We start from the raw sequence: 21,570 nt of genomic DNA, 5'->3' as shown, positions 1-21,570 counted from the left end.
CCCGGTGCCGCCGGCGACCGTCGGGGCGCGCCCGTCAGACCAGGCCGGTCAGTCCCTCGATCGCGGCCCGGGCCCACTCCTGCGCGCCCACCGCCGTACCGGCCGCGACACCGGTGGCGACCGGTGCCAGCGCACCCTTGAGCATGCCGAGCGCGCGGCGGATCCTGCCCTCCTCGGGTTCCGGCCGGGTGATCTCCGCGAGGACCTCCCTGGCCGCGGACTCGGTGTCCTCGCGCTCCTGGTCGGCGAGGCCCGCCTCGGGCAGCTGCCGGAGCAGGTCGGTGACCAGCTGAGCAAGCGCCTCGAACTGCGGGGCGACCGCGCTGTTGTTCTGCTGGTTCTGGGTGACCTGCTCGTTGTTCCAGGCGAACTGGGAACCCGAGACCGCGCCGTTGAACACCGGCCCGTCGTAGTTGCTGACGTTCTGCGGGTCGTTCATGTGCTGGGGTCCTCCTCGTTGGTCTGCTGCTGGATGACGTTCTCGTTGCCCCACGCGAACTGGGAGCCGTGGACGTCGCCGTGGATGACGAGGCCGGTGTGGATGATCGTCTGCGCGGGCTCGGCCTGCCGATCGGGCTTCCGGACGACCGGCAGCGAGGTGTGCAGCGCGACCAGGTCGACCCGGCCGTTGTGCTGCACACCCTTGCCACGCGTTCCGGTCACGGAGCAGTCCGCCAGGCGGCCGCCGCACTCGTCGTCGAAGACCGCACCCGCGATCGCGCAGTCGGCGAACGCGCTCTCCGCGACATCCAGGTAGGCGGAGTCCTTCCCGCAGAGTCCGATCCCGTCCGAGCCGGTCACGGTGAGGTTCCTCGCGAAGAGCCTCGATTTGCCGACCGCAACGGCCCCACCGTTGTCCACCGCCGTGACATCGCTGTCGTGCACGAACAGCTGAGCGTCCTCGGCGGCGCCGAAGCCCACCGTCCCGCGCTCCGCGGTCACGCGCTTGAGCGTGACCCGGGACTGGCCGCCGGCGGCCACCGCGGCCACCCTGAAGTCGCGGAACACCGTGTCGGCGAGTTCGGCCGTGGTGCCTCCGCTTCCCTGGGTCTCCAGGCCCGTGGGACAGCGCTCCACACGGAGGTGCTCGAACACGGCCCTGGAGTCGTCGAAGCTCCGCAGCGCGGTGCCCGTCAGGCCCTCGATCGCGATGCCGGTGAAGCGGCCCCTGGCCCCGTCGGTGACGGCGACACCTACGTTGCCTCCCACGATGCGACCGCCGTGGACCTCCGGGGCGCCACCCTTCGTCGAGAACACCGAGACGTTGCCCGCGTCCAGGACCTCGCAGTCCTCGAACCTGCCCCTGGCCGAGGTCTGGACGTTGATGCCGGTGTCGCGGCACGCGGTGAACACGCAGCGGCGCACCACCGGATCGGCGCCGGACGCCGCACCGATCCCGTGCTGCGCGTCGGTGACGCGGGTGTCGTCCACCGAGCCCCGGGACTGCTCGATGAACATGATCCCCTCCCCGTGCACGGCGGTGATCGCACAGCCGGCGACCGTGAGGTCCGCCCGTGCGTCCGCCATGACGGCCGCCTGGCCGGTGCCGGTGAACTCGCACGCCGTCAGCTGAGCCCATGCGTTGTTCACGCGCACACCGTGGATCCGGCTGCCGGCGATCCGGCTGTCGCGGACCGTGACGCGGGCACCCTCGATCACCGCGAGGGCGTTGTCGGCGGCATCGGCGAACCGGCACCGTTCGACGAGCCCGTCCGCCCCGGCGAACAGCGTCCGGCCGTGCAGGATCACGCTGTCCCGCAACGTCACGGAGGTGTTCGGGCGGGCATGCACACTGACGCCGTTGTCCGCCCGGATCTCCACATGCTCGAGGGTGAGCGTCCCCGCGTGGCAGCCGACGACGTCGGCGTCACGGCCGATGAGCACGAGGCCGTGGACGCTCACCGACCCGGAGGCGTCCAGGACGGCTCCCCGGGTCCGGCTCACCACCACGGAGCCCGGGCCGTCGACCGCGGTGAGCCGGACCTCGCCGTGGACGGTGAGCGTCTCCTCGTAGCGGCCCGGCGCGATCTCGATCAGGGCCGACCGGCCCCGTCCGGCGGCTGCGCGCAGAGCGGACGTGATGTCGGGGTAGGCGCGGCGACCGCCGTACGGCGAGACGAGGTACCTCGCGACCATGCCCGCCTTCCCCCACGCCGTCCACCAGGAACTACCGATGGTACCCAAGGCAGTTGTACGAGAGGCGGTCACCCTTGTGCACGCCGGGCCGGGCCGTTCGGGCCTTCGTCCGGCGGTTCACGCGGGGTGGGGGACGAAACGGCGGCGGGTTCCACCTGGGCGACGGGCCTTTCACCCGGCTGCCGCCCGGGCCCCTCGGTGGAGCGCGGAGCGGCACCGGTGCCGGGGCACCTGGTGCCGGTCGGTCGGGTCGGGTCGAATTGAGTGGAGTCCAGTCGGGTCGAGTCGCTCGAAAAGGCCCGCCGGGCGGAACTAGCCGGGGTACCGCTCGTGGAGATCGTCCGGCCAGGGCTCGTGCTCCTCGCTCAGGGCCCGTTCGCTGCGCTCCTTGAGCCGTTCTCCCTGCTCCCGCAGGCGCGCGGCCTCCTCGGGGTCGGTGGTGCGCCGTGCCCGCTGCAGGAGGTTCTCCGCCTTGTCCCGCTGGTACTGGGCGTGGGCGTGCGCGCCCTCGCCCTCGCGTCCCCCGCTGCCGCGTGCCTTGCTCTCGCTTCCGCTCATGATGCGCCTCCTCGCGCCGCGGCTTCCCTCGCCGCGCACGGGGAAACTCCGGCGCGCCCCGGCAGCGACTGCCGTCGCGCCGGGTCAGCTCTCCTGGATCACGGAGAGGACGTTGCCGGCCGGGTCCGTGAACCAGGCGATCGCCGCCGGACCCTCGGGGCCCCGGACGACACCCTTCGCGTCGGCGTCGAACTCCGGGTAGCGCTCGAGGCCCACCCCGCGCCGCCCCAGCTCCTCGACGGCCGCGTCGATGTCGTCCACGGGGAAATTGAGGATCGTGAAGCTCGCCGGGGTGTGGTTGTCCTTGGGGTAGACGAAGACGCTGGCGCCGGTGCCCAGCTTGATCGTGAGCATCCTCATGTCGCCCTGCCCGCTCTCCTCGACCGGGAGGCCGAGGGTCTCGCCGTAGAACTCGCGGGCCTTGCCGAGGTCGTCGACCGAGAAGCCGCTGAACGCCTTCGACTGTCCGAACATGCCTGTCTCCTTCGCGTGGGTGCCCGTCGGGATTCCGCAGGGCTCACCCAGCGGACCACCATCCGGACGCGCGCCACTCGCGCTCGCGTCCGGATGGTCGCCGCACATCACCCTCAGGGAGCGATCGGCAGCCGGCGCTTGTGGTCGGTGAGCTCGTAGCGGCGGACGATCGAGGCGAAGGCGGCCTCACCCACCGGCTTGCCCTCCAGGAAGTCGTCGATGTCGTCGTAGGTCACCCCGAGCGCGTCCTCGTCGGGCTTGCCCGGGTCGAGGGTCTCCAGGTCGGCCGTGGGCGTCTTCCACACCAGCTCGGCGGGGGCGCCCAGGGCCTCGGCGACGGCTCGCACCCGGCGCTTGGTCAGGCCGGTCAGGGGGACGACGTCGGCCGCGCCGTCGCCGTACTTGGTGAAGAAGCCGGAGACGGCCTCCGCGGCGTGGTCGGTGCCGACGACGAGACCGTCGTGGGCGCCCGCGACGGCGTACTGCGCGATCATCCGCTGCCGGGCCTTGATGTTGCCCTGGACGAAGTCCTGGTGGTGGGCGTCCCGGAAGGTGACGCCTCCGGCGAGGGCGGCGTCGAGGGCGGCGTCGCTCGCCGGCTTGACGTCCACGGTCAGGACCTGGTCGGCGGTGATGAAGCCCAGGGCGAGCTGGGCGTCCTTCTCGTCGGCCTGGACGCCGTAGGGCAGTCGCATGGCGTAGAAGGTGGCGTCGTGTCCGGCGGCCCGGGCCCGCTCCACGGCCAGCTGGCAGAGTCGGCCCGCGGTCGTGGAGTCGACGCCGCCGCTGATCCCGAGCACGAGGCTGCGCAGTCCCGAGGCGGTGAGGCGCTCGGTGAGGAAGGCCACGCGGCGTTCGATCTCGGCGAGCGGGTCGAAGGTCTCGGAAACCTCGAGTTCCCGGGCGATCTGCTGCTGCAGGGCGATGGACGCCGCGTCGGTCACGGAGTGCTCCTCGGGGTGGTTCGGCGGTACGGGGACGGGCGCGGATCCGGTACGCCGGTCAGGCGGTGGGCCCCGAGCCGGGGTCGACTCTATGCGTCGCGCGCGCGGAACGGCGCACGGGCCCGGCCCCGGCCCCGGCCCCGGCTGGCGGCCGTGCGTTCGGTGACGAAGACCCGCGCGCTCACCACGCTCACCCCCGGCCGCCACGGATCGTGTCCTGACTCTTTACGCGGCTGTCATGCACGGGTAATTTCCGACCCGCAAACGCTTGCTGCAAGTTGCCGATGATCCTTTCAGGCGACGTGCGGCGGCTCACCGGTTCTCGGCCTGAGTCGCGTCGGGGGGAGCGGGGCTCATCGATCGCCGCGGCCTGCCCGCCGTGGCCCTGCTCCGGAGAAGAGACGTATGAGACGCACACCCTTCCGGCGATTCGGACGTGCGCCGGCGGCGGCCGCGGCCGCCGCATGCCTGCTCGGGCTGGTTTCCGCCGCACCCCCCACCGAGCCGGCCGCCGTGCCCGCGGCGCCCGCCGCGGCCGCGGAGAACACCGCCACGGTCTTCTACTACGCGAAGACGAAGAACTGGTCCGCCTACAACCTCCACTACGCGCCCGACGGCGGCGCCTGGACCACGGTCCCCGGCGTGGCGATGGAGGCGGCCTGTACGGACTGGGTGAAGAAGACCGTCACCCTGGGCTCCGCCGAGGGCCTGCAGGCCACCTTCAACAACGGCGCCGGCACCTGGGACAACAACGGCGGACAGAACTACGACCTGGGCACCGGCACGATCACGGTCAAGGACGGTGTGGTCGCCCACTCCGACCCGTGCGCCGACGACCCGGGCGAGCCCGAGCGGGGCAACCAGGCCACGGTCTACTACTCCACCGCCGCGCTCGGCTGGACCACCGCCAACCTGCACTACGCCCCCTCCGGCGGCGCCTGGACCGCCGTCCCGGGCATCGGCATGGAGGCCGCCTGCACCGGCTGGTGGAAGCGGACCGTCGACCTCGGTACCGCCACCACCATGAGCGCCGTCTTCAACAACGGCAACGGCGTCTGGGACAACAACAACGGCGCGAACTACTCCGTCCCCGCCGGCACCACGACGGTCAAGGACAAGGTCGTCACCGGCAACGCCGCGAACCCGTGCGCCGCCGAGGTCCCGGACACCCAGGCTCCGACCACGCCCACCGGCGTCGCCGCGAGCGCCGACGGCACGTCCGTCGTCCTGACCTGGCAACCCGCCACCGACAACAAGGGGGTGACGGGCTATCAGGTGACCCGAACAGGCGGTACGGGCGGCACGACGGTCACCGACGTCGGCTCCACCGTCCTCTCCGACACGAACCTGGCGGAGAACACCGCCTACACCTATACGGTCCGGGCCCTCGACGCCGCCGGCAACGCCTCCGCCGCCTCCGCCCCCGCCCGGGCGACCACCGGCACGGCGCCGCCCGCCCCCGACCCGGGCCGCCCGCTCGGCACCGACCCGCGCAAGGACCCGATCTACTTCGTCCTGACCGCCCGCTTCAACGACGGTGACACGTCGAACAACCGGGGCGGCAGCCAGCACACGAAGTCGGGGAACGCGGCCAACGGCGACCCCATGTTCCGGGGTGACTTCAAGGGTCTGGTGAACAAGCTCGACTACATCAAGGGGCTCGGGTTCTCGGCCGTCTGGATCACCCCCGTGGTGCTCAACCGTTCCGACTACGACTACCACGGCTACCACGGCTACGACTTCTACAAGGTCGACGCCCGCCTGGAATCGGCCGGTGCCTCGTACCAGGATCTGATCAACGCGGCCCACGCCAAGGGCATGAAGATCTACCAGGACGTCGTCTACAACCACTCCTCCCGCTGGGGCGCCAAGGGCCTGTTCACCCCCAAGGCGTACGGCGTCCGCGACAGCCAGTGGAGCTGGTACTACGACGAGCCGAACTCCTCGTTCGAGTACGACGGCCTGACCGTGGAGCCGAAGTCCGGGAAGTCGTACTACAACGGCGACCTGTGGTCGATGGCGGAGCCGACCGGGAACACCTGCGTCAACTGGGGCACCCCGACCCAGTACACCTCCCCGGAGGGCTACCGGATCTACAACTGCCAGTGGCCGAACCCGACCTCCGGCATGTTCCCGAAGTCGCTGTACCACCAGTGCTGGATCGGCAACTGGGAGGGCGAGGACTCCCGGTCCTGCTGGCTGCACGAGGATCTCGCCGACTTCAACACCGAGTCCGCGCCCGTGCAGAACTATCTGATCGGTGCCTACAACAAGTACATCGACATGGGGGTCGACGGCTTCCGGGTCGACACCGCCGTCCACATCCCGCGCACCACCTGGAACCGGCGTTTCCTCCCCGCCATCCAGGAGCGGGTCACCCAGAAGTTCGGGGCCGAGGCCGCGAAGAACTTCTTCGTCTTCGGCGAGGTCGCCGCCTTCGTCAACGACAAGTGGAACCGCGGCTCGGTCAACCACTCCGCCCAGTTCTTCACATGGAAGGAGCGCAAGGAGTACGCCCTCGACGACGCCACCGCCGCCCTGGAGATGTACGACTACGAGCAGCAGCAGGGCACGGCGAACCAGCCGACCTCGAACAACGCCTTCCTGAACGGCAACAGCTACCACGCCCCGGACCACAGCAGGTTCTCCGGGATGAACGTCATCGACATGCGCATGCACATGAACTTCGGTGACGCGCAGAACGCCTTCGGCAACGGCAAGGACTCCGACGACAGCTACAACGACGCCACCTACAACGTCGTGTACGTCGACAGCCACGACTACGGGCCCAACAAGAGCAGCGAGCGCTATGCCGGGGGCACGGACGCCTGGGCGGAGAACATGTCGCTGATGTGGACCTTCCGCGGCATCCCGACGCTGTACTACGGCTCCGAGGTCGAGTTCCAGAAGGGCAGGAAGATCGACTGCGGGCCCACCTGTCCGCTGTCGACCACGGGCCGCGCCTACTTCGGCGACCATCTCGCGGGGGACGTGAAGGCGTCGGGCTTCTCCACCGTCGAGTCGGCGAGCGGCGCCGTCGCCAAGACCCTCGCCCAGCCGCTGGCCCAGCACCTCCAGCGACTCAACCAGATCCGCCGGGCCGTCCCGGCCCTGCAGATGGGCCAGTACTCCACCGAGGGCATCAGCGGCTCGATGGCGTTCAAGCGTCGCTACACCAGCGGCACGACCGACAGCTTCGCGCTCGTCACGGTCACCGGCGGGGCCGGCTTCACCGGCATCCCGAACGGCACCTACACCGACGCCGTCACCGGCGACCAGCGGGTCGTCACCAACGGCACCCTGAACGTCGCGGCGCCGGGGAAGGGCAACCTGCGGGTGTACGTACTGAACGGGCCCGGCCGGATCGGTGCGGCGGGACCGTATCTGAAGTAGCGGAACCTCCGCCGTCGAGGGACGGGCGGGCCGCGGCGTCCTGCGCCGCGGCCCGTTCCGTTTCCGCCGCTACCGCCTTCCGCCGCGCAGCGGGGACCGCAAGGTGCCCGCTGCGACCCGCAACAGCCTGAGGACGACGGCCGGGGGCGCGTCGATGCGATACCGGCGGCCCAGCCGGGACCACTGGTCCAGGACGGCGAGGAGGCCGGAGTCGCAGAAGGTGACGCGGGAGGCGTCGAGGATCAGGTCGGTACAGCCGTCCGCGGCGGCGGAGGCGAGTATCGCCCGCAGCGGTGCGGCGCTGTAGTGGTCGAGCTCTCCGGTCAGCCGGACCAGGAGGGTCGCGGCGCCGACGTGGGTGCAGGAGTGGACGACTATGCCGCCGGGCGCGTTGTCCGCGCCCTGGTCACGCATGGGCGGCCGGTGTGTCTCGGTCAGTATCGGTGCGGTGCTCGCGGTGCTCACCCCTCCATGAACACCGGTCGCCGCGCTCAGTGGAACACGGCGCGCCGCCTCGTCACCCCGCAGGGCAGCAGTGATCCACTTCCGGGGGACACCGGTGTGTCCCCACCTCACCCGAACGCGAGCGGCGGGACGGGGCGGCCCGTGAGGTCAGTGGTGCCGCGAGCCGCCGCGCAGCGCGCGGGCGAGGCCGTCCTGCGGCTGCCCGGACAGGGCGCGCAGGAAGATCTCCTCGTAGGTGGGTGAGCCGATCGTCTCGCGGGCGGCGTGTTCGTACTTCCGGCGCAGGGCATGCAGTTCGGGCATGCCGCGCTGGGGGTGGCCGGTGGACCGCCAGTAGGCCTCTCCCGTGCCGGAGACGTCGGCGGCGAGCTCGCCGTCCCCTGAGGCGGCGTAGGCGGCGGCCAGGATGTCGAGGCCGAGGGCGACCCCGAAGGCGTCACCGAGCTTGCGCTTTCCCTCCAGCATGGCCCTCGCATGGTCGGCGGCCGAGTCGGGCTCTCCTTCGAGCAGTCCGATCAGGGCCAGCTGGAAGTCGAGGTAGGCGCGGGTCCAGTGCTCCCCGAGTTCGGCACAGACCTCCCGGAGGGCGAGCGCTTCGGCCCGGGCCTCGTCGCGACGGCCGAGGCCGGTCAGCGCGAAGACCCGTACGAGGAGACAGCGCAGCCGCTCGGCGGAGTCCGTCGGACCGCCGGGGGCGGCGTCCAGGACATGGCCGACGACGACGAGCGCGGCCATGGGGCGGCCCGTCATCAGGGCGAGCAGCCCCGCGAGGTAGGCGGCGTCCAGCGTCCTCGCCCCCAGGCCCACCGTGTCGGCGCGCCGCTCCGGCGGCTCCGTCAGGTAGGCGGCGTGGCGGGCCTCGCGCGCACAGCGCTCGCTCACCTCCCGGGCCGGGGCGAAGTCGCCCTGGAGGGTGAGCGACACACCCAGGGCCCACAGCGCACGGGCCCGTTCGGCGCCCCGGGCCTCGCTGAGCACCAGCGCCTGCTCCAGGTAGTCGCGGGCCTCTCGCAGCCGGCCGCAGCACGACCAGAAGAAGCCGACCGCCCCGGCGAGCGCCAGCGCGCTGTCGGGGTCGGTGCGCAGAAGCCGGTCCAGAGCGGTGCACAGGTCCGTGTGGCGCTCGTCGATCGTGGTGTACCAGTGCAGTTGGTCGGGGCCCAGCCAGGCGGCGTCGGCCCGCCGGGCCAGGTCCAGGCAGAAGGCCGCGTGCCGGTCGGCGACGGCCTCCGTCTCGCCGAGCTTGGCCAGCCACCCCGCCCCGAACTCGCGGATGGTGTCGAGAAGCCGATAGCGGTCGCCCTGCTTGTGGACCACGGACATACGGACCAGTGCTTCGAGGGCGGCCGGCAGATTCGCCGGGGTCAGCGGGCCTCCCCCACAGACGAACACGGCCGAGGCCAGGTCGAACGGGCCGCGGAACACGGTGAGCCGTGCCCACAGCAGCCGTTCGAGGGGTTCGCACAGCTCATGACTCCAGCCGATCGCCGCACGCAGGGTCTGGTGCCGCTGCGGCCACACACGCTCGTGGTGGACGAGGAGCTCGAAGCGCGAGCCGAGCTGGGCGCGGACCGCCTCGATGCCCTGGAGGCGGATCTGGGCCGCGGCGAGTTCGAGGGCGAGCGGGATCCCCTCCAACCGGGCGCAGATCTCGGTGGCGGGCCCGGCCTGCCACTGGGCGGGGACGCGCGGGCGGCGCGGTCCCGTGTCGGTGCGCTGCCGCAGCAGGTCCATGGCGTCACGGCCGGCGGGCGGGAGAGGTTCGAGCGTGAACACCCGCTCCTCAGGACCGCCGAGGGGGCGTCGGCTGGTGGCGAGCACGGTGAGGCCGGGCGCGGCGGCCAGGAGGTCGGCGATGAGCCGGGCGCAGGAGCCGGCCAGGTGGTCGCAGGAGTCGAGGACGAGCAGCAGGCGCTTCTCGGCGAGCCATTCGCCGAGGACGGTGGTGGGCATGCCGGGGGTGTGGAAGGTCAGGTCGACGGCGTCGGCGACGCTCGCCACGAGCAGCCGGTCCCCCTGCAGCGGTGTCAGGTCGGCCCACCACGCGCCGTCGGGGAAGGCGGCGGCGAGTCGCTTCGCGGTGTGGAGGGCGAGCCGTGTCTTGCCGACGCCTCCGACCCCGGTGACCGTGACGAGACGGTGGTCCGTCAACGCCGCCGCCAGCCGGTCCAGTTCCCTGCCGCGCCCCACGAAACCGGTGTTCTCGTCGGGTAGATGTCCTCGCACGCCAGCAGTCTCCCTCATGACTCGTCCGAACGGACCCCGCGATCGGGTCATTCGACGGTGACGACGACGGTGTGCCATCCGCTCGCCCCGTCCGGCATGGTGTCCGTGCGCCGCTCGGTCTGTACGGCCCCGGTGCCGTCCGTGGCGCGGACCGTGAGGGTGTGCCGACCGGGGGTGGCCTGCCAGCGGTACACCCACTGCCGCCAGGTGTCCTGGCTGTCCTCGGCGCCGAGTTCGGCGTCCTGCCAGGGTCCCTCGTCGACGCGTACCTCGACGCGCGCGATGCCCCGGTGCTGGGCCCAGGCGACTCCGGCGACCATGACGGTGCCTGCCTCAGGGCGGGCGAGCGGCCGGGGGGTGTCGATCCTGGACTGGGTCTTGACCGGTGCCTCACGGGCCCACCCGCGGGGCACCCAGTAGGCGTCGTAGGCGTCGAAGGTGGTGACCTCGATGTCCTCGATCCACTTGCAGGCCGAGACATAGCCGTAGAGGCCCGGCACGAGCATCCGGACGGGGAAGCCGTGGTCGAAGGGGAGCGGTGTGCCGTTCATGCCGAAGGCGAGGAGGGCGTCGCGGCCGTCCATCGTCTCCTCGACGGGTGTGCCGATGGTCATGCCGTCGACCGAGCGGGCGACGAGTTGGTCGGCGGGGCCGCCGGCGGAGGGCGGCTTCACTCCGCACTCGCGCAGGATGTCGGCCAGCCGGACACCGAGCCAGCGGGCGTTCCCGACGTAAGGTCCGCCGACCTCGTTGGAGACGCAGGCGAGTGTGATGTCCCGCTCGATCACCTCACGGCGCATCAGGTCCGCGAGGGTGAAGGTGCGCTCGCCGGTCGTACCGGGCCCGTGGATGCGCAGGCGCCAGCTGTCGGCGTCGATCTTGGGGACGACGAGCGAGATGTCGACGCGGTAGAAGTCCTTGTTCGGGGTGATGAACGGGCTGATACCGGGCACGCGGAGCTGGGCGCCGGGGGGAACGGCGGGTGCGGCCGACGCGGGCCGCGGCAGCCGCAGGGCTTCCCGGGAGGCCACGGCGTCCTCGTTGCGCGTGCCGCCGAGTGCCCTGCCGAGCGCCCCGGCGCCCGTGGCGACGACGGCGGTGGAGGCCGCGACGAGGAGAAAGCTCCGGCGGTCGGCGGCGTCGGCCCGGTCCGGCGAGGACGAGGGCCGTGGGGCGAGCAGCCGGCCGATCAGTACGTACAGCAGGAAGGCGCCCGCCGCGGCGCCGACCAGCGAGGGCAGCGCGTCCACGGCGGATTCGGAGTCCGGGCGGCTCACCGCGGCGAGGGCACCGATCACGCCGAAGGCCATGACCGTGGCGGCGCCGGCACGGCGGTACCGAAGCGCGAGGAGCCCGACAGCCGCGGCCAGGATCGCGAGGACGACGAGGATCCCCAACTGGAGGACGATCTTGTCACTCTCGCCGAAGGTCCGGATCGCCCAGTTCTTGACGGCCGTCGGAGCCGTGTCGATGACCTCTCCCCCGACCGCCGTGAGGGGGCCCGCTTCGGGTCGCACGCCCGCTGCGACGAGTTCGGCGACGGCGAGGGAGACGTATCCGGAGACCAGGCCGCCGAGAGCGGCCAGGAGTCGGTCCGTGCGCGTGGGCTCGCGCGGGGGGTCTGAGAGGGTCATGCTTCTCATTCGGCATCGATGCCCTGGGGGATGGGCCGTTTCACCTGGAAGACGGAGCGCACCGGTCGCCGGTGGCGGTCACGGCCGCCGGACCGCTGGAGTTCCGCCGCCCCCGCCATCGCGCCTCCCTGCCTCTGCTGGGGCCGCATCGATCGTGCGTCGTATTCACGAAACGGCGGCCTCGGCGCGCCGGCCCCGCCCCTCGCTCAGCGAGCGGCGCATGCGGTGCAGCCCTCGTCGCGCGTGGCTCTTCACGGTGCCGAGCGGCATTCCGGTGCGCTCGGCGATCTGGACCTGGGTGAGGTCCCCGTAGAAGGCCATGGCGAGTACCTCCCGTTGCACGTGGGGCAGCTTGGCCAGCTCGTCGGTGACGAGCAGCCGGTCCAGGACGGAGTCGGGACCCGGTGCCGGCTCGCCGTCGAAGGGCAGGACGGCTCCGGCTGCGGCGATCAGGTCGCGTCGCCGGGTGCGTGCCGAGAGCGCGTCGGCGATCTTCCGCCGGGTGATGCCGACGAGCCAGCCGGGGAACGGTCCGCGCTCCGGTCGGTAGCCGGCCCGCCCCCGCCAGGCGGCGAGGAAGACCTGCTGGCGCACGTCCTCCGCCTCCCTCGAGTCTCCGAGGGCGCGGGCGGCCAGGGCGTGCACGAAACCGCCCCAACGGTCGTACGCGGCGGTCAGGCACCGCTCGTCGCCGCGCACGAACCCCTCGGCGACCTCGTGGTCGAGGAGGCGCTCACCGCGCCCGGGTGGCGGCGGGGCGACGACGCTCGGTGCGGTCATGGCGCTGCTCCTCTGACCGGGACCGGAACCGACCGGTCGGCGGGTGCTCCCGGTGGGCCCGGGAGCGTCTTCAGATTCCGCCGCGGCGCCGTTCCGGGACCACTCGCAACGTTTGTGCGTCGTATGGTGGAATCATGTCCGCACCCGCGCCTGGTCTCACCAGCGGAGCGGTCGCGCGCCGCCTGGGCGTCGCCCCCACGACACTGCGCTCCTGGGACCGGCGCTACGGCATCGGCCCGGCCGCCCGTGAGACCGGCAGGCACCGCCGATGGACTCCGTCGGACATCGCCGTCCTGCAGGAGATGTGCCGTCTCACCGCGTCGGGCGTCCCTCCGGCGGAGGCCGCTCGGGCAGCCCGGGCAGCCCGGGCCGGATCGGCGCCTCCCCCCGCCGAGGATGCGCCGGTCGGGGAGGGGCCACCGTCCACGGCGGCCCGCCGGCCGATCTCGGGGGATGTACGGCAGGAGTGCCGCGGTCTCGGCCGCGCCGCCGTCCGCCTCGACTCGCGGGCCATGGACGACATGCTGGAATCCCTGATCGCGGAGCACGGTCTGGTCACCGCCTGGGAGGAGGTGATGGCGCCGGCCCTGCACGCCGTGGGCCGCACATGGGAGACCTCGGGCGACCGCTACGTCGAGGTGGAGCATCTGTTGTCCTGGCACGTGTCGAGCGCGTTGCGCCGCGCGGGCACCCGGGCGCGAACCGAGCCCCCTGCGACCACTCCCCCGGTCCTGCTGGCCTGCGTGCCCGACGAGCAGCACACGCTCCCGCTGGAGGCTCTCGCCGCCGGCCTCGGCGAACTCGGCCTGCCGACGCGGATGTTCGGGGCGGCCGTGCCGCCCGAGGCGCTCGAGCAGGCGGTGCGCAGGACCGGCCCCGCCGCGGTCGTGCTGTGGGCCCAGTCCCGCTCCACGGCACACCACCCCCTGGCGCGCCATGTCGCCGGGCTCTCGTGGGGCGTGAAGGGCGCCCGAGCCCGGACGACCGTCCTCCTCGCCGGCCCCGGCTGGGCGGGACAGGCACCCGGCGCGGGCATGCTGCGCCCCGGCGGACTACGGGAGGCCCTGACCCTCCTGCGCGGGATCTGCGACGCCGCGCGGGAGGGCAACCGGCCCACTGCCCCGGTGTCTCAGTCCTGACCACGGGCGTGCCGGAATCGGGCCAGCCCCTCCTGGAGTTCGACCACGGGGTCCGGGTAGTCGTACCGGGCCCGTTCGAGGCCCGGGAGCTTCCACGGCTCGTGGACCGCGGCCCCTTCGAGTCCGGCGAGTTCCGGAATCCACCGCCGTACGTACGCGCCGTCGGGGTCGTACCGTCTGGCCTGGGTCACCGGGTTGAGCACGCGGTTGGGGCGGGTGTCGGTACCGGTGCCGGCCACCCATTGCCAGTTGAGCTGGTTGTCGGCGACATCGCCGTCGGCCAGCAGATCGAGGAAGTGCCGGGCACCCGCGCGCCAGTCGATGTAGAGCGTCTTGGTCAGGAAAGACGCGGCGAGCAGCCGTCCCCTGTTGTGCATCCAGCCCTCATGGGCGAGTTGGCGCATGGCGGCGTCCACGACGGGATACCCGGTCCGGCCCTCCTTCCAGGCCCTGAGGTCGGCTTCGGCCTCCTTCCCCCGCCGCCACCGGTCGGCCCGGGTGCGGTAGTCGTCGACGGCGGCGCCGGGGCGTGCGGCGAGGACCTGGTGGTGGAAGTCGCGCCAGCAGAGCTGCCGTACGAAGGCGTCGGCGCCCGGGCCGCCCCGGGATCGCGCCCTGTGCACGGCCTCGGCCGCCGAGACCGCGCCGAAGTGGAGGTACGGCGAGAGGTGCGAGGTGGCGTCGCCTGCGAGGTCGTCGTGCCGCTCCTCGTACGCGTCGGCGGCCCGGCCCAGCCACGCCGTGAGCCTTCGGCGGCCGGCCTGCTCGCCGCCCGTGGCCAGGCCCGGGGAGACCGACGGGACGGCCGCCCGGGACGGGAGGTCCTCGGAGCGGATCCCCGGGGGGACCCGGACCTCCCTCGGCGCGGCGAGCGGCTCGCGCAGTCGCTCGCCCGACCAGCGCCGGAAGTACGGGGTGAAGACGGCGTAGTGGTCCGAGCCGCTCGGTGTCACGGCGCCGGCCGGCAGCGCGGTGACGACCCCGTCGTGGACGTACAGACGCCGGCCCTGCGCCTCCAGGGCGCGGCGCAGCCGGTCCTCACGCCGTCGGGCGAAGGCGCTGCAGCCGGCCGCCATGTGCACTTCGTCTGCGTCGGCCTCCCGAACGAGCGCGCACACTTCGGCGACGGGGTCGCCCGAGCGGACCACGAGCCGGCCGCCCCGCTCGCGCAGTCCGGTGTCGAGACCGGCGAGACAGTCCGCGAGGAAGGCGAGCCGGTTCGGTGCCGCGAACCCCGCGCGGTCCACCGCCGAATCCCGTACGAACAGGGGGACGGTCTCGTTGCCCTGGCCCAGCGCGGCGCGCAGGGGCGGATGGTCGTGGACGCGGAGGTCCGAGGTGTACAGGACGACCGAGACGTTCATGGCACCGCTCCTGGCGTCGGGGCACCGGGCGGCGGGCTGTGCGCCGCGCGGCCCGGTGGTCGCTGTGCTGACCTTGCGGGGTCCTTCGCCGCGCGGGGCCGAGCCGGATGCGGCCCGGCCCCGCGCGGGTGCCGGATGCAGGCCGGGGCCCGGCGACGGCCAGGCCGCCCGGGTGCCGGATGCCGCCGGGGCCCGGCGACGGCCAGGCCCGACGTCGACCTCGCCCTCGGCTTCACCCACACCCTCACCCTCGACCTCACCTTCACACTCGCTCCCACCCTTGCCCCTCGCCTCACCGTCCGTGGTCGGCCTCGGCGCCGGACGGGGTGTGGTCCAGGGGCGCGGTCGGCGGCTCGCCGTCGGCGCGGCCGGAGCCCTCGCTCGCCTCCGCGGTCAGCGCGATGTTGCGGGCCATGCCCCCGAAGACCACGGCGTGGAACGGCGAGACGCTCCACCAGTACGCGTGGCCGGCGAGGCCGCGCGGGTGGAACAACGCCCGCTGCCGATAGCGGGTGCGCCCCGACTCGTCGCGCTCGGCGTACATCTCCAGCCAGGCGAGTCCCGGTAGTCGCATCTCGGCGCGCAGGCGCAGCAGTCGGCCGCGCTCGATCTCCTCCACCCGCCAGAAGTCCAGCGAGTCGCCGACCCTCAGACGCGCGGCGTCGCGCCGGCCGCGGCGCAGTCCGACACCGCCGATGAGCCGGTCGAACCAGCCGCGGACGGCCCAGGCGAGCGGGAAGGAGTACCAGCCGTTCTCCCCGCCGATTCCCTCGACGACACGCCACAGGGCCTGCGGTGACGCGTCGACACTCAGCTCGCGCTCGTCGACGTAGAGGCTGCCGCCGGCCCAGTCGGGGTCGGTGGGCAGCGGGTCGCTCGGCGCTCCGGGCACGGAGGCGGAGGACCAACGCGTGGCGACCTGGGCGTCGCGGACCCGCTTCAGGGCGAGTGAGAGCGCCCTGTCGAAGGGGATCGGGGTGCCGGGAGGGTCGGGCACCCAGGTCGCGATGTCGTGCTCGTCGCAGACGACTTCGTGTCTGAGCGACTCCGCGAGGGGGCGGGCGATGGACCGCGGCACCGGGGTGACCAGGCCGATCCACTGACTGGACAGACGCGGTGTGAGGACGGGCACGGGGAGGATGAGCCGCCGGGGCAGCCCTGCGACGGAGGCGTAACGGCGCATCATGTCGAAGTAGGTGAGGACGTCGGGACCTCCGATGTCGAAGGTGCGGCTGACGTCCTCGGGCATGCGGGCGCTGCCGACCAGGTAGCGGAGCACGTCCCGTACGGCGATGGGCTGGAGACGGGTGCGCACCCAGCTCGGGGTGACCATCACCGGGAGCCGCTCGGTGAGGTAGCGGAGCATCTCGAAGGAGGCCGAGCCGGAACCGATGACGACGGCGGCGCGCAGCACGGTGGTGGGGATCCCCGACTTCAGCAGGATGCGGCCGACCTCGGCGCGCGAGCGCAGGTGCGGCGAGAGAGCGCGCTCGGGGACGCCTCGCGGGGTGAGTCCGCCGAGGTAGACGATCCGGCGCACCCCGGCGGCCCGGGCCTGCTCGGCGAACGTCCGGGCCGCCTCGCGGTCGGTGCGCTCGAAGTCACGCCCGCCGCCCAGGGCGTGCACGAGGTAGTAGGCGACGTCGATGTCCCGTAGGGCGGGGGCGAGGGTCTCGGCGTCGGTGACGTCACCGCGGACGATCTCCACCTGCCCGGCCCAGGGGTGATCGCGCAGTTTGGCGGGTGTACGGGCCAGGCAGCGCACATGGTGCCCGGCGGCCAGGAGTTCCGGGACGAGGCGGCCGCCGATGTAGCCGCTCGCGCCGGTGACCAGGCACCGCAGGCCCGGGTTCTCGTGCGCTGGTGCGTCCGTCATGGAGTTGCTCCGTTCCACCGCCGGGGGAGGCCGGTACCTGCGCCGCGCCGCTCGTCTGCCGGGGCTTCTTGGATCTCTTCCCGGGCCACGGCCGCTGTGGATGCGGGGACCGGTTTCTATAGGCTGATCGTGTGGCCAGCACAGAGGAATCCGAGACCGGTGACGCCGCGCCCGAGCGCACACCGGGTGATCTGCAGAGTTTCGCCGTCGAGCTGCGACGGACGAACGGAGAGATCAACCGGCTGGTCCACGGTTTCGCGCTTGCGCAGGGCCTGCATCCCACGGACGTGCAGGCGCTCTCGGTCGTGCTGGACAGCCCGGAGCCGCTGACTCCCGGCCGGCTGCGTGAGCACCTGGGGCTGACGTCGGGAGCGGTCACGGCCTGTCTCGACCGGCTCGAGAGGGCGGGGCACATCCGGCGCTCCCGCGAGAGCGCCGACCGCAGGATCGTCCATGTGCACTACGTGGAGGGGGCTCGGGCCACGGCCCGCAACTACTTCATGCCCTTGGCGCAGGCGGCGGAGCGAGCCCTGCTCCGGTTCGACGACGAGGAACTGGACGTGGCCCTGCGCTTCCTGAGCGCCCTGAACGAGGAGCTCGGAGAGCTGCGCGTGCCGCGGCGCTGACCGGTCTTCGAACCTCCCGGCGGACGACCGGGATCGGGTTCGCTCTCACACGTGCATCCGGACGTCGGGGAGCGCCCGAAGAGCCGTCGGACCGGCTTTTTCCCGAGTCCGGCCACCACCCGAGTCCCCATGTCCTCACGCTCATGATTCAATCTCTCTCAATTATTGAGATTCTTTGTTCTTGAGAGACCTGCTCCCTGGAGTACCCATGTCCAGCGCCACGCGACGGGCAGTCCTTCTGCTGCCCCTCGCCCTGCTCCTCGTCTGGCTCGCCGTCGGCGGCGCCCTCGGCCCGTACGCGGGGAAGCTCGGTGAGGTCGCCACCAACGACCAGGCGGCCTTCCTCCCCCGCAGCGCCGAATCCACCCGGGTGATCGAGGCGCAACGGGCCTTCCGGCAGGACGAGACGCTCCCCGCGCTCGTCGTCTGGACATCCCCCGGCGGCGGCCCGCTCGACGCGGGGCAGCGGTCCGCGGCGACGCGGGCGCTGGCCTCGCTGACGGGGTCGCCCGGCGTCGTGGGCACGCCGTCCCCGGCTCTCCCCTCCGACGACGGAGAGGCTCTGCGGGGAGTCGTCCAGCTCCGCCCCGATCTCGGCGACGAGTTGACACCGACCCTCGGGGCGATCGACGCGGCGGCCTCCTCGGTGCCGGGGACGACCGTGTGGCTCGCCGGTCCCGCGGCCGCCCAGGCCGATCTGTCGGACGCCTTCGCCGGCATCGACGGGTTGTTGCTCGCGGTCGCCCTGGTCACCGTGCTGCTGATCCTGCTGCTCGTGTACCGCAGCGTGCTGCTGCCCCTCGTGATCATCGTCGGCGCGGTGTTCGCGCTCGGGCTGGCCTGCGCCGTCGTGTACGTCCTCGCCGACCACGGGGTCGTCCGCGTGGACGGCCAGGTGCAGGGCATCCTGTCGATCCTGGTCATCGGTGCGGCCACCGACTACGCGCTGCTGCTGGCCGCCCGCTACCGGGAGGAACTCACCCGTCGTGAGGGGGACCGCGTCCCGGCCATGCGCGCCGCGCTGAGGCAGTCCGTGGGGCCGGTCACGGCCAGCGCGGCCACCGTGGCGCTCGGCCTGCTCGCTCTGCTGTTCAGCGATCTGACGAACAACCGGGCTCTCGGGCCGGTGGGCGCCATCGGCATCGTCTGTGCCGTGCTGAGCGCGCTGACCTTCCTGCCCGCGGTCCTGGTCCTGCTCGGCCGCGCCGCCTTCTGGCCCGCCCGGACGCGATCGGCGGAATCCGGGGGCGGCGGCCACGGCGTCTGGCGCCGGATCGCCGCGCTGGTGGACCGGGCGCCCCGCAAGGTGTGGGCGGTGACCCTCGCCGGGCTCCTCGCCTGTGCTGCCTTCGCCCCGGCCCTCGAGTCCAAGGGGGTGCCCCTCGACGAGATCTTCGTCAACGACGCCCCCTCCGTCGCGGCGCAGGAGACGCTCGGGCGTCACTTCCCCGGTGGGGCGGGCAATCCGGCCGTCGTCATCGCCCGGGCCGACACCCTGACCCGGGTGACCTCCGCCGCGGAGGGTGTCGAGGGCGTCGACTCGGCCGCGGCGGTCACCGCCTCCGGGCAGCCGGGGGCGGGTGCACCGCTGGTCGTCGACGGACGGGTCCGGGTCGACGTCACCCTGACCGATGCCGCGGACAGCGACGCGGCCAAGGCCACCGTGGCCCGGCTCCGCGAGACCGTGCACGCGGTACCCGGGGCGGACGCCCTGGTGGGCGGCTACACCGCGCAGCAGTACGACACCCAGCGAACCTCCGAGCAGGACCGGATGCTCATCGTGCCGGTGGTGCTCGCCGTCATCCTGGTCCTCCTCGTCGGTCTGCTCCGTTCCCTGCTGCTGCCGCTGCTACTGGTCGCCACGGTCGCCCTGAACTTCGTGGCCACGCTCGGGGTCTCCGCCCTGGTCTTCGAGCACGTCTTCGGCTTCACGGGCACGGACTCGTCCGTTCCGCTGTACGGATTCGTGTTCCTGGTCGCTCTCGGGGTGGACTACAACATCTTCCTGATGTCCCGGGTCCGGGAGGAGTCCCTGCGACACGGCGTCCGCGAGGGTGTTCTGCGCGGACTGACCGCGACCGGCGGCGTCATCACCTCCGCCGGTGTGGTCCTGGCCGCGACGTTCGCGGCCCTGGGAGTCGTTCCGCTGGCGTTCCTCGCGCAGATCGCCTTCATCGTCGCGTTCGGCGTCCTCCTGGACACCCTCGTCGTCCGCTCGCTGCTGGTGCCGGCCCTCGTACGGGATCTCGGCCGCACGGCGTGGTGGCCGTCCGCGCTCGGCCGTCGCGCGGGGACTGGGGTCTCCGCGTCTCCGGGCGCGCCGGATGTCGTCGAAAGCTCACGGTGATGCCGTCACGCGGCCCGGTTCGGGCCGTCACTTGCCGTCGGCCGGGCCCATGTGCTCGCCGGGCCTCGCGAGCTCCTCGACCGCGTCGGCGCCGACCACCGCGCCCGTGGACTTCTTGGCGCGCCGGAGCCGGCGTTCGAGCCATCCGGCGAAGGTGGTGAGCGCGAAGTTGAGGAGGACGAAGATGACGGCGACGACGGTGAAGCTGGCGATGGTGTTCGCTCCGTAGTTCGCGCTCATCGGGCGTACGGACGCGAGGAGCTCGGAGAAGCCGAGCATCGCGCCGCCGAGCGCGGTGTCCTTGACGATGACGACGAGCTGGCTGACGAGTGCCGGGAGCATCGCGGTGACCGACTGCGGCAGCAGGACGTTCGTCATGGTCTGGCCCTTGCGCATGCCGATCGCCTTGGCGGCGTCGGTCTGACCGCTGGGCAGGGACAGGATGCCGGCCCGGACCACTTCGGCGAGGACCGACGCGTTGTAGAGGACGAGTCCGGTGACGACCGCGTACAGGGGGCGGCTCTCCGGGCTGATGTCGGTGAACTCGGAGTAGGCGGCGTTGGCGAAGAGCATCAGGATCAGCACGGGGATGGCGCGGAAGAACTCCACGACCGTGCCGGCCGCGCCGCGGACCCACCAGTGGTCGGAGAGCCGCCCGATGCCGAGGAGGGCACCGACCGGCAGCGCGATGACCATGGCCAGGGCGGCGGCGATGAGGGTGTTCTTCAGTGCGGGCAGGAGGAACGTCGACCAGGTACGGGAGTCCGTGAAGAACGGGGACCACTTGGCCCATTCGAGCTGGCCCTGGTCCGCGAGGGTCACCAGAACCCACCAGATCAGCAGGGCGAGCGCGACCAGGAACGCGACGGTGTAGAGCACGTTGCGCCGCTTGGCGCGCGGCCCGGGGACGTCGTAGAGGACGGTGGGCTTCGCCTTCATCGCTTCACCGCCACCTTCTTGCTCACCCAGCCGAGGAAGAGCCCCATGGGGAGCGTGAGGCAGATGAAGCCGAAGGCGAAGATCACCGAGATGAGGATGAGCTGGGCCTCGTTCTCGATCATCTCCCGCATCAGCAGGGCGGCTTCGGCGACGCCGATCGCGGCGGCGACGGTGGTGTTCTTGGTGAGGGCGATCAGGACGTTGGCCAGCGGTCCGACGACCGAGCGGAAGGCCTGTGGCAGGACGATCAGCCGCAGCACCTGGGGGAAGCTCAGGCCGACCGCGCGGGCGGCCTCGACCTGGCCGAGGGGGACCGTGTTGATGCCGGACCTGAGCGCCTCGCAGACGAAGGCGGAGGTGTAGGCGATCAGTCCGAGGACGGCGAGCCGGAAGTTGATGGTCGTGAAGTCCTCGGCCCCCATGTTGACGCCGAGCGTCTGGAACAGCCCGAGCGAGGTGAAGACGATGATCACCGTGAGGGGGATGTTGCGGACGATGTTGACGTAGGCGGTGCCGAAGCCCCGCATCAGGGGGACGGGGCTGACGCGCATGGCGGCCAGCAACGTCCCCCAGATCAGGGAGCCGATCGCGGAGTAGACGGTGAGCTGCACCGTCACCCAGAACGCTCCCAGCAGGTCGTAGCCTTCGAGGAAGTCGAACACGGCGGCC

At 72.2% G+C, this 21,570-nt stretch carries 17 protein-coding genes; 4 read left to right on the top strand and 13 right to left on the bottom strand.

Annotation, left to right across the window (positions count from 1 at the left end):
- Positions 1 to 34: 34 nt before the first annotated feature.
- The 5 genes from ABZ939_RS15755 to nadE form a co-directional block, all read right to left on the bottom strand.
- Positions 35 to 439: a hypothetical protein gene (locus ABZ939_RS15755; RefSeq protein ID WP_361854228.1), complete on the bottom strand. Its 405-nt coding sequence runs from the start codon at positions 437 to 439 to the stop codon at positions 35 to 37.
- The gene (locus ABZ939_RS15750) at positions 436 to 2,136 is read right to left on the bottom strand and encodes a right-handed parallel beta-helix repeat-containing protein (protein WP_361854225.1); all 1,701 of its coding nucleotides are present in this window, start codon (positions 2,134 to 2,136) and stop codon (positions 436 to 438) included. Before ABZ939_RS15750 ends, ABZ939_RS15755 begins: the two co-directional genes overlap by 4 nt.
- A gap of 312 nt (positions 2,137 to 2,448) precedes the next feature.
- Entirely contained in the window at positions 2,449 to 2,694 is a 246-nt protein-coding gene (locus ABZ939_RS15745) for a DUF6381 family protein (protein WP_361854222.1), read from the bottom strand.
- Between the two features lie 84 nt (positions 2,695 to 2,778).
- Positions 2,779 to 3,168 carry a VOC family protein gene (locus tag ABZ939_RS15740; RefSeq protein ID WP_361854219.1) on the bottom strand — a complete coding sequence of 130 codons (390 nt, stop codon included), beginning with the start codon at positions 3,166 to 3,168 and terminating at the stop codon, positions 2,779 to 2,781.
- 113 nt (positions 3,169 to 3,281) lie between these two features.
- Positions 3,282 to 4,112: an ammonia-dependent NAD(+) synthetase gene (nadE, locus tag ABZ939_RS15735; protein WP_361854216.1), complete on the bottom strand. Its 831-nt coding sequence runs from the start codon at positions 4,110 to 4,112 to the stop codon at positions 3,282 to 3,284.
- A gap of 405 nt (positions 4,113 to 4,517) precedes the next feature.
- On the opposite strand from nadE, the gene ABZ939_RS15730 reads away from it, so the two are divergent.
- A complete protein-coding gene (locus ABZ939_RS15730; RefSeq protein WP_361854213.1) occupies positions 4,518 to 7,505 on the top strand; it encodes a carbohydrate binding domain-containing protein in 2,988 nt (995 codons plus the stop codon).
- A gap of 69 nt (positions 7,506 to 7,574) precedes the next feature.
- On the opposite strand, the gene ABZ939_RS15725 is transcribed toward ABZ939_RS15730, so the two are convergent.
- The 4 genes from ABZ939_RS15725 to ABZ939_RS15710 all read right to left on the bottom strand — a co-directional run bounded on the left by ABZ939_RS15725 (position 7,575) and on the right by ABZ939_RS15710 (position 12,610).
- Entirely contained in the window at positions 7,575 to 7,970 is a 396-nt protein-coding gene (locus tag ABZ939_RS15725; protein ID WP_361854210.1) for an STAS domain-containing protein, read from the bottom strand.
- 147 nt (positions 7,971 to 8,117) lie between these two features.
- Positions 8,118 to 10,196 (bottom strand): regulator, encoded by a 2,079-nt coding sequence (locus tag ABZ939_RS15720; protein ID WP_361854207.1) that lies wholly within the window; start codon positions 10,194 to 10,196, stop codon positions 8,118 to 8,120.
- Between the two features lie 47 nt (positions 10,197 to 10,243).
- Positions 10,244 to 11,830: a molybdopterin-dependent oxidoreductase gene (locus ABZ939_RS15715; protein ID WP_361854204.1), complete on the bottom strand. Its 1,587-nt coding sequence runs from the start codon at positions 11,828 to 11,830 to the stop codon at positions 10,244 to 10,246.
- A 165-nt stretch (positions 11,831 to 11,995) separates the two neighbouring features.
- The gene (locus ABZ939_RS15710; RefSeq protein WP_361854201.1) at positions 11,996 to 12,610 is read right to left on the bottom strand and encodes a sigma-70 family RNA polymerase sigma factor; all 615 of its coding nucleotides are present in this window, start codon (positions 12,608 to 12,610) and stop codon (positions 11,996 to 11,998) included.
- A gap of 134 nt (positions 12,611 to 12,744) precedes the next feature.
- On the opposite strand from ABZ939_RS15710, the gene ABZ939_RS15705 reads away from it, so the two are divergent.
- Positions 12,745 to 13,749, top strand: a complete 1,005-nt coding sequence (locus ABZ939_RS15705; RefSeq protein ID WP_361854199.1) for a cobalamin B12-binding domain-containing protein — start codon at positions 12,745 to 12,747, stop codon at positions 13,747 to 13,749.
- Here ABZ939_RS15705 and ABZ939_RS15700 read toward each other — a convergent pair.
- Together ABZ939_RS15700 and ABZ939_RS15695 are read right to left on the bottom strand one after the other, a co-directional pair.
- Positions 13,740 to 15,113, bottom strand: a complete 1,374-nt coding sequence (locus ABZ939_RS15700; protein WP_361854196.1) for a deoxyribodipyrimidine photo-lyase — start codon at positions 15,111 to 15,113, stop codon at positions 13,740 to 13,742. The two genes, ABZ939_RS15705 and ABZ939_RS15700, sit on opposite strands and share 10 nt — an antisense overlap.
- A gap of 292 nt (positions 15,114 to 15,405) precedes the next feature.
- Complete coding sequence (locus tag ABZ939_RS15695) at positions 15,406 to 16,989, bottom strand: SDR family oxidoreductase (protein WP_361854194.1); 1,584 nt, start codon at positions 16,987 to 16,989, stop codon at positions 15,406 to 15,408.
- Between the two features lie 131 nt (positions 16,990 to 17,120).
- On the opposite strand from ABZ939_RS15695, the gene ABZ939_RS15690 reads away from it, so the two are divergent.
- Positions 17,121 to 17,615: a MarR family winged helix-turn-helix transcriptional regulator gene (locus ABZ939_RS15690; protein WP_361854191.1), complete on the top strand. Its 495-nt coding sequence runs from the start codon at positions 17,121 to 17,123 to the stop codon at positions 17,613 to 17,615.
- A 208-nt stretch (positions 17,616 to 17,823) separates the two neighbouring features.
- The gene (locus ABZ939_RS15685; protein ID WP_361854188.1) at positions 17,824 to 19,962 is read left to right on the top strand and encodes an MMPL family transporter; all 2,139 of its coding nucleotides are present in this window, start codon (positions 17,824 to 17,826) and stop codon (positions 19,960 to 19,962) included.
- A 27-nt stretch (positions 19,963 to 19,989) separates the two neighbouring features.
- Here the strand turns inward: ABZ939_RS15685 and ABZ939_RS15680 are convergent, their stop codons facing one another.
- Together ABZ939_RS15680 and ABZ939_RS15675 are read right to left on the bottom strand one after the other, a co-directional pair.
- Entirely contained in the window at positions 19,990 to 20,901 is a 912-nt protein-coding gene (locus tag ABZ939_RS15680; RefSeq protein ID WP_361854185.1) for an amino acid ABC transporter permease, read from the bottom strand.
- Positions 20,898 to 21,563 (bottom strand): amino acid ABC transporter permease, encoded by a 666-nt coding sequence (locus ABZ939_RS15675; protein WP_361854182.1) that lies wholly within the window; start codon positions 21,561 to 21,563, stop codon positions 20,898 to 20,900. Before ABZ939_RS15675 ends, ABZ939_RS15680 begins: the two co-directional genes overlap by 4 nt.
- Positions 21,564 to 21,570 lie beyond the last annotated feature (7 nt).

This window comes from Streptomyces sp. NPDC046712 (genome assembly GCF_040645695.1).
GTDB lineage: Bacteria > Actinomycetota > Actinomycetes > Streptomycetales > Streptomycetaceae > Streptomyces.
This window is presented reverse-complemented; position numbering and strand designations above follow the sequence as displayed.